This is a genomic window from Flavobacterium aquaticum, from assembly GCF_003259835.1.
Classification (GTDB): Bacteria; Bacteroidota; Bacteroidia; order Flavobacteriales; family Flavobacteriaceae; genus Flavobacterium; species Flavobacterium aquaticum.
The window spans coordinates 39,878-52,718 of record NZ_QLMI01000004.1; the positions used below are offsets into that span (position 1 = coordinate 39,878).

General features: G+C 32.6%; 10 protein-coding genes. All 10 read left to right on the forward strand.

Annotation, left to right across the window (positions count from 1 at the left end):
• Window positions 1-21 precede the first annotated feature (21 nt).
• On the forward strand, window positions 22-810 hold the full coding sequence (locus tag B0I03_RS06985) for a TrmH family RNA methyltransferase (protein WP_111566741.1): 789 nt from the start codon (window positions 22-24) through the stop codon (window positions 808-810).
• Between the two features lie 84 nt (window positions 811-894).
• Window positions 895-3,114, forward strand: coding sequence for a RelA/SpoT family protein (locus B0I03_RS06990; protein WP_111566742.1), 2,220 nt, complete (start codon window positions 895-897; stop codon window positions 3,112-3,114).
• Between the two features lie 91 nt (window positions 3,115-3,205).
• Window positions 3,206-4,393 carry an erythromycin esterase family protein gene (locus B0I03_RS06995; protein ID WP_181452362.1) on the forward strand — a complete coding sequence of 396 codons (1,188 nt, stop codon included), beginning with the start codon at window positions 3,206-3,208 and terminating at the stop codon, window positions 4,391-4,393.
• 134 nt (window positions 4,394-4,527) lie between these two features.
• The gene (locus B0I03_RS07000) at window positions 4,528-4,965 is read left to right on the forward strand and encodes a Fur family transcriptional regulator (RefSeq protein WP_111566744.1); all 438 of its coding nucleotides are present in this window, start codon (window positions 4,528-4,530) and stop codon (window positions 4,963-4,965) included.
• 81 nt (window positions 4,966-5,046) lie between these two features.
• Window positions 5,047-6,318 carry an adenylosuccinate synthase gene (locus B0I03_RS07005; RefSeq protein WP_111566745.1) on the forward strand — a complete coding sequence of 424 codons (1,272 nt, stop codon included), beginning with the start codon at window positions 5,047-5,049 and terminating at the stop codon, window positions 6,316-6,318.
• A 63-nt stretch (window positions 6,319-6,381) separates the two neighbouring features.
• Entirely contained in the window at window positions 6,382-6,960 is a 579-nt protein-coding gene (locus B0I03_RS07010; RefSeq protein ID WP_111566746.1) for a hypothetical protein, read from the forward strand.
• 93 nt (window positions 6,961-7,053) lie between these two features.
• Complete coding sequence (locus tag B0I03_RS07015; protein ID WP_181452363.1) at window positions 7,054-8,745, forward strand: OstA-like protein; 1,692 nt, start codon at window positions 7,054-7,056, stop codon at window positions 8,743-8,745.
• Window positions 8,746-8,800: 55 nt separating this feature from the next.
• Complete coding sequence (locus B0I03_RS07020) at window positions 8,801-9,991, forward strand: aspartate aminotransferase family protein (protein WP_111566748.1); 1,191 nt, start codon at window positions 8,801-8,803, stop codon at window positions 9,989-9,991.
• Window positions 9,992-10,271: 280 nt separating this feature from the next.
• Window positions 10,272-11,666, forward strand: a complete 1,395-nt coding sequence (locus B0I03_RS07025) for a tetratricopeptide repeat protein (RefSeq protein WP_111566749.1) — start codon at window positions 10,272-10,274, stop codon at window positions 11,664-11,666.
• A 145-nt stretch (window positions 11,667-11,811) separates the two neighbouring features.
• Entirely contained in the window at window positions 11,812-12,780 is a 969-nt protein-coding gene (locus B0I03_RS07030; RefSeq protein WP_111566750.1) for a DUF368 domain-containing protein, read from the forward strand.
• Window positions 12,781-12,841 lie beyond the last annotated feature (61 nt).

Below are 12,841 nucleotides of genomic sequence, written 5' to 3' on the forward strand. Positions count from 1 at the left end.
TTGCCTTATAATTTTTGATTCATGAAACAAATCACCTCGGTTCAAAATCCGTTTATTAAATCGTTAGTTCAATTGCAAGAGAAGGCAAAAGTTCGTAAGCAAACGGGCACTTTTTTGATTGAAGGAAAACGCGAAATTGAATTGGCGCTAAAAGGTGGTTATGAATTAGAAACCATTCTATTTTTACCTGAAATCATTTCCGAAAAACAATTAAACGATTTAACAACTAAATCGTTAAACATAATTGAAATTTCTAAAGAAGTCTATCAAAAACTAGCGTATCGCGATACTACCGAAGGCATTTTAGCAATTGCAAAAACCAAATCGTTAGCATTATCCGATTTAAAACTATCTAAAAATCCACTAATTTTAGTTGGAGAATCTTTGGAAAAACCTGGAAACGTTGGTGCTATTCTTAGAACTGCAGACGCAGCCAATATTGATGCTGTCATTATCGCCAATCCAAAAAGTGATTTATACAATCCAAATATCGTTCGTTCAAGCGTAGGCTGTTTGTTTACCCGACAAATTGCAGTGGGAACTACAGAAGAAGTTATTGCTTATTTGAAAGCCAATAACATCAATATTTATTCCGCAACCTTACAAGATTCAACAGAATATCACACACAAAACTATACTACTCCTACTGCATTAGTTGTGGGAACTGAAGCAACTGGTTTATCCGAAAAATGGCGAACCGAAAGCACAAAAAATATTATCATTCCCATGCAAGGCGAAATTGATTCTATGAATGTTTCAGTTGCAGCAGCCATTTTACTATTTGAAGCCAAAAGACAACGCGGATTTTAGTCTTTCTTCTTTTCTCTTTTTTCTATTTTCTAAACTTGCACAATTAGAAAAATTAGCTTACTTTTAGTTGGTTAAAGAAAATGTATGACAGAGTTAGAATTAGAAGCCGAAAACAAAGCCATTGCGCAAGAATATAAAGAATTACTTCGCATCAGTTATCAAACTCTTACTGATGAAGACAAAAAAATCATCCGTAAAGCATTTGATGTAGCTGTTGATGCTCATAAAGACCAACGCAGAAAATCAGGTGAAGCTTATATTTTCCATCCTATTGCTGTAGCTAAAATTGTAGCTAGAGATATTGGTTTGGGAGCAACTTCCATTGCGGCAGCCTTAATGCACGATGTCGTTGAAGATACTGACATTACAGTTCAGGATATTGAAAAAATGTTCAATCCTAAAATCGCGCAATTGGTTGAAGGCTTAACCAAAATTGCCAAAGTTAAAACTGATCAAGAAATTTCTGTACAAGCAGAAAATTTTCGTAAAATGTTATTAACACTGAATGATGATGTTAGGGTAATTCTTATCAAAATTGCTGATCGTTTGCACAACATGCAAACTATGGAAAGCATGGTGGATTACAAACAAGCCAAAATTGCTTCTGAAACATTGTACATTTATGCGCCTCTAGCTCATCGTTTGGGATTATACAACATCAAAACCAAGTTAGAAGATTTAGGTTTAAAATATACCGAACCCGAAGTTTACAATGATATTGTCAGTAAAATTAAGGAAACCAAGGAAGAACAAGACGAGTACATCAAAACTATTTCAGATGTTTTAAGTAAATCGATGGTGGATGAAGGTATTGAATTTACAATCAAAGGTCGCCCAAAATCAATTTATTCTATTCGTAGAAAAATGAAAGCGCAAGGCGTGACTTTTGATGAAGTTTACGACAAATTTGCTTTACGAATTATTTACAAAGCCAACCAGCACGATGAAAAATTCATTGCATGGAAAATATATTCAGTAGTTACCGATCATTATAGACCTTCGCCAAGTAGATTACGTGATTGGATTTCATCCCCAAAATCAACAGGTTACGAAGCTTTACACATTACCGTAATGGGGCCAAAAGGCCGTTGGGTAGAAATCCAAGTGCGAAGTGAACGCATGGACGAAATTGCAGAAAAAGGCTACGCAGCGCACTACAAATACAAAAACGGAGCTACCGAAGAACACGGTTTGGAAATTTGGCTGAACCAATTAAAAGAAGCTTTAGAAAATTCTTCAGCCAATGCCGTTGACTTTGTAGAAGATTTTAAACTGAATTTATATGCTAAAGAAATCTATGTATTTACTCCAAAAGGCGAAATCAAATCGTTACCAAAAGGAGCTACTTCGTTAGATTTTGCCTTCAGTATTCACTCAGAAATTGGTGTAAAAACAAGAGGAACAAGAGTTAACGGAAAATTAGTTCCTCTGAATCATGTTTTAAATAGTGGTGATCAAGTAGAAATTATTACTTCTGCAAATCAAAAACCAACTTCGCAATGGCTGGATTATGTAACGACTTCGCGAGCAAAAAATAAAATTAAAAACGTTTTAAACGAAAACACCAAAAAAATTGCAGAAGACGGAAAAGAACTTTTAGAAAGAAAACTACGTCATTTAAAAATTACACTTAACGAAAATACCGTTAATGAACTCGTTAACTTCTTTAAACTACAAACGAGTTTAGATTTGTTTTACAGAGCTGGAATTGGCGCTATAGAAAACCAACAACTTAAAGAATACGCAGCTCAAAAAAGCAATACATTAGTCAATTTCTTTAAGAAAACTATTAAACGTTCACCAACAGCCCAACCTGATCAAGTATACAAGAACGAAATTAGTAAAAAGTTTGATATGCTTGTTTTTGGTGCGGAACAAGATAAATTAGACTACAAACTTTCAACTTGCTGTAACCCTATTCCGGGTGATGAAGTATTTGGTTTCGTTACTATTAATGAAGGAATTAAAGTACACAGAAAAGATTGCCCAAATGCCATTAGTATGCAATCCAATTACGCTTATAGAATAATTCCAGCAAAATGGATTGACTCATCACAAGAAGAATTTAAAGCTATTTTAAAAATTACAGGAATGGATATTTTAGGACTTACGAATGACTTAACTAAAGTAATTTCAAGTCAAATGAACGTAAACATTCAGAGCATTTCCTTAAGTAGTGAAGCCGGAATTTTTAACGGTCAAGTAGCTGTGGTAGTTCAAAACAATACGATCTTAAAAAAGCTAATCGAAAATATCAAAAAAGTTGATGGAATTGATAAAGTGACTAGGGTTTATAATAATTAGTTTATTCTGAATGAGAAAAATAGTTATACCTTTTATCTTTTTACTCTTACTTTCGTGCAATAAAAAGATAACTTCTGCACTATCAAATAAAATGATAGCATTGGAAACTAGAAATGAATTACCAAGTGACTTTAAAAAATTAGATAAATTCATAGAAAATAAAGAAATTATTCTTCTTGGTGAGGCCGCACATGGCGAAGGAAAAACTTTTGAAGCTAAAACTCAAATTGTAAAATACTTAGTAGAAGTAAAAGGATTTAACACCATTGCTCTAGAAGGTATGGATTTCCTTGAAATGGAATTTATTAACGGAAGACATATTTTAAAAGACAATTTAGTTGACGATTTTGAAACTGAATGGTATAACTATTGGAATCCTTGGCATCCTGCAAAACAATTAATTCCTTTTGAAAATTTCATTAAAAAAGAAAAGCTATCTTTTGTAGGTATTGAACCTTATAATAGAATCAATACCATGATAAATATTGATTTTATTAAGACAGAATTAGCAAAAAGCAAGTGGGCAAATTTAAACAATGAAAAATGGTCTGAGTTAGCACCAATTTTTGACAAAATAAACAACTCTCAAAAAAACAAACTTACAATTGAAGAGTTTGAATATTTTACATCTCATTTACAAAAAATAATTGATCAAAAAGAAACCATTCTTTTTCATGATGATTTTTTTCTACAGATGTTAGAAAATCTCATAATACACGTGAACATAAAAATGAATCCAAAAATTTTTGATAATGAAGATGATCAATTAGCATACGAAGTGAATCAAAGAGACTTACAAATGGCACGAAATTTAATTCACTTTAAAGAACGAAATCCAAATGCAAAAATTATAGTCTGGTTAGCAAATTTTCATGGAGCCATAAATATAAAAGAAGTCGCATTTGCTGCTAGTGATTCTAACATCTATAAAAAACTTACATTATTTGGAGAACATATTAAAAACAAATATTCTGATAAAGTTTACAGCATAGCAACAACATCATCCGAAGGTTTCTCAAAAATGCCTTATAACATAGAAAGCATAAAAGAAACGAAAATCATTTCACCAGAAACATCTTTAGAATTCGAGTTAAGCAAGAAAAATATCAATTTTGGATTTATTGATTTAAATGATTTTAAACAAAAAAATCCTAAAAAGGCTAATACAGTATTCAATAGTATTATGCTAGGACATGTTAACCAAGAAGGAAAATGGCTAAATGTTTTTGATGGATTACTTTACATCAAGAAAAATGATATAGCTATACCAAAAGATTAAGCTTTTATTGCTATTTTTTTAAACTGATAAAAATTTCGAGAATTTCTTAATAACTCTGTTTAAAAAAACTCCTAACTCCTAACTTCTAACTTCTAACTTTCACTATCTTTGCCAATATTTCATTTATCAATACGATGGAAAACAAAAATCAAGAAATTGTAAAGAACGTTTTTACTAAATTTTTAGAAGAAAAGGCACACCGTAAAACACCTGAACGCTACGCTATTCTTCAGGAGATTTACAATACTGCCGAACATTTTGATATCGAATCTTTATATATCAAAATGAAGAATAAAAACTACCGCGTAAGTAGAGCCACCCTTTACAATACAATCGAACTTTTATTAGAATGTGGTTTGGTACGTCGTCATCAGTTTGGACAAAACCAAGCACATTACGAAAAATCGTATTTCGATAAACAACACGATCACATTATTTTAACTGATTCTGGTGAGGTTATCGAATTTTGTGACCCAAGAATTCAGCAAATAAAACAAACCATGGAAGAAATGTTTGGAATTGATATTTCAACTCACTCACTTTACTTCTACGGAACAAAAAAACAACAATAATTGAAGAATCGAAAATTAATATAATCCGTACAGACAAGTCACTGACTTGTCTCTACAAATAACAACAAACAACACAACACAATGACTGTAGACTTACTACTTGGATTACAATGGGGCGACGAAGGAAAAGGAAAAATCGTTGACGTTCTTACCTCAAAATATGATATTATTGCAAGATTTCAAGGTGGACCAAATGCGGGACACACTTTAGAATTCGACGGAATCAAACACGTTTTAAGAACTATTCCTTCTGGAATTTTCCACAAAAACGCAATTAATATCATTGGAAATGGAGTGGTAATCGACCCAGTAGTTTTCCAAAAAGAAATTGAAGGTTTAGCAAAATTCAACATGGATGTTACAGCTAAATTATTCATTTCTAGAAAAGCACACTTAATTTTACCAACACACCGTTTGTTAGACGCTGCTTCTGAAGCATCAAAAGGAAAAGCAAAAATTGGTTCTACTTTAAAAGGTATCGGTCCAACTTACATGGACAAAACTGGAAGAAACGGACTTAGAGTTGGTGATATCGAATTAGAAGATTTCAAAGAAAGATACAGAACTTTAGCAGACAAGCACGAAGCAATGATTAAGTTCTACGATGTAGAATTACAATACAACTTAAAAGAAATGGAAGATGAGTTTTTTGCAGCTGTAGAAGACTTAAAGAAATTAACTTTCATTGATAGTGAAGAATACTTAAACAAAGCCTTAAAAGAAGGAAAATCAATCTTAGCAGAAGGAGCACAAGGTTCTTTACTAGATGTTGATTTTGGAACATATCCATTCGTAACTTCATCAAATACAACTGCTGCTGGAGCTTGTACTGGTTTAGGAATTGCACCTAACAAAGTAAAAGATGTTTTCGGAATTTTTAAAGCATACACTACTCGTGTAGGTAGTGGACCATTCCCAACAGAAGATTTCGAAGAAGCAGGACAAACAATGGCAAAAGTAGGAAACGAATTTGGCTCAGTTACAGGTCGTGCGCGTCGTTGTGGTTGGTTAGATTTAGTTGCTTTAAAATATGCGGTTCAAGTTAATGGCGTAACACAATTATACATGATGAAAGGCGACGTTCTTTCTGGATTTGATACGTTACAAGTTTGTACAGGCTACAACTACAAGGGACAAGCAATTCAACATTTACCATACAACATCGAACCTGAAAACGTTACTCCAATTTTCACAGAAATGAAAGGTTGGAAAGCAGATTTAACAGGAATGACGACGTATGATGAATTACCACAAGAATTAAAAACATATATCGAATTCATTGAAAAAGAAGTTGAAGTGCCAATCAAAGTAATCTCGGTTGGACCAGACAGAAAACAAACGATAATGAAATAACAACTAAAAACGCTTTCAATTGAAAGCGTTTTTTTTTATCTTTACTAAAATCTACTTTAAATTATGAAGAAAATAGCCGTTTTATTTCTTTTTTTAATACTTGCATCATGTTCAGATGACGCAGATGATAGTGCAATTCAAAATCCAAATCGAGAATTAACAATCTTAAAAGTTGATTTTTTAACCCATACTTTTGAAGGTGGAAATAGCTTTGAATTTAACAACATTGCTATGACTAACTCTTTACCTATTGAAGAAATTTATGTTGCTCCTAGTGATTTTGGAAGTTATACTCTAAAATTTACTCCTACAAACCAAGTTATTTTTGATGGTCCAATCGCATGGATGGGAGGCTCTTACGACTTACCATTAGATTTTAATTCATCTGATTATGAAACTACTACGTTAAATCCAACTATAAATTTAGATGAAATTGAATATTTCTTGCCTACTGCAGATATTTTGGCAGGTGAAGGATACACAAACTTTGATTATACGAGCGTTTGGAATTCCATCAAGAATCTTCAGGTTACCAATGATTGTTTAAATAATAATGGAAAAATTGGATTTGTTCTTTACACACCTGGATTAGGCTTATTTCAACCTGAAAACGCTTATTGGTTAGTAATTCTTTACAAATAAACTAATTTTCAAATACCATAAAGTGATAAAATATTCTTAATTATCAGTGGCTTTTCGAGTTTTTACTTAAATTTGGCTCAAAATAAATTTAACTTGAAAAACACATTTTTATATATCGCCTTTTTATTGCTTACCGTGACCTTTTCGGTAGCCCAAGAAAAGAAAAAAATCATTATTGAAAATTCTGATTTTGTTGATAAAAATCAAACCGAAATCCCAGGAGCTACTGTATTTACAGGAAATGTTCGCATTATTCACAATGGTGTAAAAATGAATTGCAACAAAGCGTATCATTTTGAAAAGGAAAATTACGTAAAAGCATTTGGAAACGTTCAAATGAATCAAGGCGATACTATTACCATGAATAGTCGTTATGCAGAATACAATGGTGATAAAGAATTGGCTTTTGCAACAGGTGATGTCGTTTTACGTTCGCCAGAATCAACTTTAACTACAGATACCGTTTATTTCGACAAAAAAAACCAACAAGCTTTTTACAATACATACGGCACTATTCGCAATAAAGAAAACACATTAAGAAGTAAATCGGGTTATTATTTTGTTGACCAAAAAAAATACAAATTTATAACTGCAGTTACAGTTACAAATCCTGAAAGTACAATAAAAACGAACAACTTAGATTATTACGAAAATTCAGGACATGCTTATGTTTTTGGACCTTCAACTATTACAAGCAAAGAGAACGTAATTTACACAGAAAACGGATTTTACGATACTACAAACGACATCGGGAAACTCTCCAAAAATTCAAAAATAACGCTTGATAACAAGATTATTGAAGGAGATGATTTGTATTACGACCGAAAGAAAAATTATTCGAGAGGTATCAACAATGTAAAAATTACCGACACCATCAATAACGTAATTGCTACAGGTCATTACGCTGAGTTATACAGAAATGCTGCAACAAAAAAAGACTCTATGATTTTAACTAAAAGAGCTTTAGTAAAAACTTTGGTTGAAAAGGACACTTTGTATATGCACGGAAAAAAAATCATTGTTTCGGGTCCGCAAGAAGACCGAGTAATTCGTGCTTTTAATAATGTTCGTTTTTATAAAAGTGACATGAGTGGAAAATGCGATTCGCTTCATTCTAACAATAAAACACAATTGACGAAAATGATTGGAAAACCTATTCTCTGGAACAACGAAAACCAAATGACAGGCGACATCATGCATTTAATTGGAAACAATGAAACACAAAAATTAGATTCACTAAAAGTACTTAATAACGCTTTTATTATTCAAAAAGATAGTCTCAGTAAAAATGGTTATAATCAAATAAAAGGACAAAATTTATACGGAAAGTTTGTTGATGGAAAACTGAAGGAAGTCGATATGGTAAAAAATGCTGAAGTCATTTATTATATGTACAACGATGCCAATGAGTTTATCGGAATCAACAAAACAGTTTGTAGTAAAATTAATTTGGAATTAGAGGAAAATAAAATCGATGCGATAACTTTTTTCACTAAAACCGATAGTCACATTTATCCAGAGGCCGATTTTCCTGAGAACGCTCGAAAACTCAGAGGTTTCTTATGGCGTGGTGATGAACGAATTTTATCAAAAGACGATATTTTCCCAGCAGAAGAAATTGCATTAGGCGATAAAATTCAAATCGAAGCTAAAAAGAAAGCCATCGAAGCAGAAAAACCGATGGAAATTCTTCCAGAAACTCTAGAATTCGACGAAAACAAAAAAGCCGAAGAAAAGAAAACCGCAAAAAAACCAGAAGTAAAAAAAGTAAAAAGTAATAAATAAAAATGATAAGCTTAATTTAACTAATCACTAATTACTTTTCACTTATCACTAAATTATGATTGAAGATTTTTTTAAATACCAAGCACAAACCTCACCTCACCCATTAGCTATGGAAATTTCTCACGCTAAGGGTTCTTATATTTATGATACGGATGGCAATCCCTATTTAGACATGGTTGCCGGAGTTTCAGCAAACACTTTAGGACATCAACCACAACGAGTGAATGATGCCATCAAAAAACAATTAGACACCTATTCTCACGTAATGGTGTATGGCGAATATGCCCAACATCCAGCAACGGAATTATGTAAATTATTAGCCGAAAATCTTCCTTACCCACTTACGAAAACCTATTTGGTAAATTCCGGAACAGAAGCTATTGAAGGTGCTTTAAAATTAGCTCGAAGAGTTACAGGAAGAAGTCAGTTGATTTCATGTAATAATGCGTATCATGGCAATACCATGGGAAGCATGAGCGTGATGGGATTCGAGGAACGCAAACAAATATTTCGTCCTTTAATTCCTGATGTTGATTTTATTACGTTCAATAATGAAGCAGATTTAGAAAAAATCACCACCAAAACAGCTGGAATTTTATTAGAAACGATTCAAGGTGGTGCCGGATTTATTGAACCTCAAAATGATTTTCTTAAAAAAGTACGCCAACGTTGTGATGAAGTGGGCGCTATTATGATATTAGACGAAATACAACCCGGATTTGGTCGCACAGGAAAACTTTTCGGATTCCAGAACTACGATGTTATTCCTGATGTAGTAGTTATGGGAAAAGGAATGGGTGGCGGAATGCCTGTTGGAGCTTTCACTGCATCAGCAGAAATGATGGATTTACTAAGTCACGATCCAAAACTTGGCCATATTACCACTTTTGGCGGACATCCTGTCATAGCGGCAGCGAGTTTGGCAACATTACAAGAAATAACGGAAACCAATTTAATGCAAAAAGCTTTAGAAAAAGAACAACTTTTTAAGAAGCTTTTAGTGCATCCGTTAATCAAAGAAATTAGAGGTCGAGGCCTTATGTTAGCAGCGATGACGGATTCTCCTGAGATTACAAATGAAGTAATTTTACGCTGTCATAAAAGAGGTGTTATTTTATTCTGGCTCCTTTTCGAAGGTTGCGCTGTTCGAATTACACCGCCATTAACTATTAGTAATGAAGAAATTACAAAAGGTTGTGGCATTATTATTGAGGTATTAAATGAGATAGAAAAAGAAATGAAGTAGGAAGTTGGAAGATGGGAGTTAGAAGTTTTATCATTATTTTTCATTTTAGATTAAACTTGAATTTACTTTACACAGAGATTCGCAGAGTTTTTTTTGACTTTGATTATGTAGATAAGAGATACACAGAGCGTTTCACTTATTAAATTTGAAATTGATTTTTGACCTTGCTCTTGTCCCTGTAAATTGTTAATTAAATTGTTTACAACAATTCAAACCCCAAACCACTACCCCAATATTATTCCTTAATTTTAATAAGGATAAAATCATAAAACGAAGCGCTATGAATTTGAGTCACGAAGAAGAAGAAAACAGCTTGTCCTTATCTAAATTTGAATCGATGTTAAAAACCAATAAAGTTTTTTTCTTTGATTCAGAGGAGTTTGAAGATATCATTCTTCATTACATGGATACGGGTCGATTGAATTTGGCCAAAAGAGCGCTTAAATTAGGTTTAGAACAACATCCAAAATCTACCGGATTAAAATTAGTTCAAGTAGAAATGTTGGTTTACGAAGACAAACTCGAAATTGCTGAAAAGTTACTGAACGAGTTGTACGCAATCGAGCCAACTAACGAAGAAATCTACATTCAAAAAGCGAATATTTACTCGAAAAGAGACGAGCATGAAAAGGCTATTTCCTTTTTAAAAATCGCTTTAAAATACACTGATGATTATGCTGATGTGTATTCTATGATTGGAATGGAATATCTTTTCATGGACAATTTAGAAATGGCAAAAGAAAACTTCATCAAGTGTTTAGATGAAGATACCGAAGATTATTCAGCACTTTACAACGTAGTTTATTGTTTTGATTTCTTAGATCAGAATGAAGATGCAATCATTTATCTAAACAGATTCATTGATAAAAATCCATATAGTGAAGTGGCTTGGCATCAGTTAGGACGCCAATATTATGCGTTGAAAAACTACGAAAAAGCAGTTTGGGCTTTCGATTACGCGACATTAATTGACGAAACCTTCTTAGGTGCGTACATGGAAAAAGCAAAATCATACGAAAAACTAAAAAAGTATCAAGAAGCTATTGACTGTTACAATGTTACATTAGAATTAGATGACCCTTCTTCATTTGTTTTACTTCGTGTGGCAAAATGTTACGAACGTTTAGGAAACACCGAATTTGCTTTAAATTATTATTTAAAAACAGTTCATGAAGATCCATTATTAGACAAAGGCTGGATTGCGATTACCGATTTTTATATTCGTCAAAAAAATTATCAAAAAGCGTTGTATTACGTTAACAAAGCGATTGGAATTGATGGAGATAACTCACTATACTGGAAACGTTTTGCCGCTGTAAACAGTGCTTTACATTTCTTTGAAGAAGCAGAATATGGTTACCGAAAAGCATTTGAAAGTGGCGATATTAATTTAGACACGTTCACGCTTTGGACGGATGTTTTACAATATTTAGGCGAATTTGAAACCGCTATCGAAATCCTTTTAGAAGCTAGTAATGTTTTACCAGACGAGTATGAAATGGAATATCGTTTAGCTGGATTGTACTTTTTAACAGATGATGTTACCAAAGGAAATCTTCATTTAATTAATGGAATGAAATTAGAACCTAAACACCTAACTTTGTTTCAAGAATTATTCCCTGTAGTTTGGGAAAGAACCGAAGTTCAGAATACGATTGCAAAATTTAAAAAATAGAAATAAAAAAACATATTAAAAAACTGTTTGTCAAGCTGAACTCGTTTCAGCTTCTTTTATGATAAAAATTAAGATTCTGAAACAACCCCGAAGTTTCGGGACAGAATGACAACTGTTAACTTTTGAAAAATTACTATTTATTGTCATGAGAAAACTTTTTCCCGATTATCTAATTATTACACTTAAAGGTTTAGCCATGGGAGCTGCCGATGTAGTTCCAGGTGTTTCTGGAGGAACTATTGCTTTTATTTCCGGAATTTATCAAGAATTAATTGATAGCATAAATAATGTGAATCTTTCGGTCTTAAAAACATTAAAAAAAGACGGATTAAAAGCCGCTTGGAAACAAGTAAACGGAAGTTTTTTATTGGCTTTATTAACCGGAATCGGAATTAGTATTTTGACTTTTTCTAAAGTGATTACGCATTTATTGGAAACCCAACCTATTTTAGTTTGGTCGTTTTTCTTTGGTTTAATTATCGCAAGTATTACTTTAATTTGGAAAGAAATTACGCGTTGGAAATTAGTTGACATTCTCTTTTTATTAATTGGAATTACCGTTTCCTACTACATTACAATTGCACGACCAGTGAGTTCTCCTGATAGCTATTGGTATTTATTTTTATCTGGATTTATTGCTATTATTGCCATGATTTTACCGGGAATTTCAGGCGCTTTCATTCTACTTTTAATGGGTTCATATGAAACGGTTATAGGAACAATCAACACATTTAGAGAAGGATTAACCACAGCTAATTCAGAAATTCTAGTTTCAGCTTTATTAAAACTAGGTGTTTTTGCTCTTGGTTGCATCATCGGATTGAAATCGTTTTCTAAAGTATTACATTGGATGTTTGAACATCATAAAAACACTACATTAACATTGTTAGTAGGATTTATGGTTGGCTCGTTAAACAAAGTTTGGCCATGGAAAGAAGTTTTAGAAACCAGAACAAACAGTCATGGTGAAGTGGTGCCCTATATCGACCAAAGTATTTTACCTCAAAATTTTGATGGCGAACCGCAAATTGCAATGGCAATTGTATTAGCTATTTTAGGATTTGTTTTGATTTTTGGAATGGAAAAAATGGCGAGTAAATTGGGGAAAAACTAAAATTGTTAAAAAAAATAACATTCTTGTAACAAATAAAAACAAGAGTCTGATTATATTTGAT

Coding starts and splice junctions, on each gene's coding strand:
- B0I03_RS06985 (WP_111566741.1), top strand. CDS start 22: ATGAAACAAATCACCTCGGTTCAAAATCCGTTTATTAAATCGTTAGTT.
- B0I03_RS06990 (WP_111566742.1), top strand. CDS start 895: ATGACAGAGTTAGAATTAGAAGCCGAAAACAAAGCCATTGCGCAAGAA.
- B0I03_RS06995 (WP_181452362.1), top strand. CDS start 3,206: ATGATAGCATTGGAAACTAGAAATGAATTACCAAGTGACTTTAAAAAA.
- B0I03_RS07000 (WP_111566744.1), top strand. CDS start 4,528: ATGGAAAACAAAAATCAAGAAATTGTAAAGAACGTTTTTACTAAATTT.
- B0I03_RS07005 (WP_111566745.1), top strand. CDS start 5,047: ATGACTGTAGACTTACTACTTGGATTACAATGGGGCGACGAAGGAAAA.
- B0I03_RS07010 (WP_111566746.1), top strand. CDS start 6,382: ATGAAGAAAATAGCCGTTTTATTTCTTTTTTTAATACTTGCATCATGT.
- B0I03_RS07020 (WP_111566748.1), top strand. CDS start 8,801: ATGATTGAAGATTTTTTTAAATACCAAGCACAAACCTCACCTCACCCA.
- B0I03_RS07025 (WP_111566749.1), top strand. CDS start 10,272: ATGAATTTGAGTCACGAAGAAGAAGAAAACAGCTTGTCCTTATCTAAA.
- B0I03_RS07030 (WP_111566750.1), top strand. CDS start 11,812: ATGAGAAAACTTTTTCCCGATTATCTAATTATTACACTTAAAGGTTTA.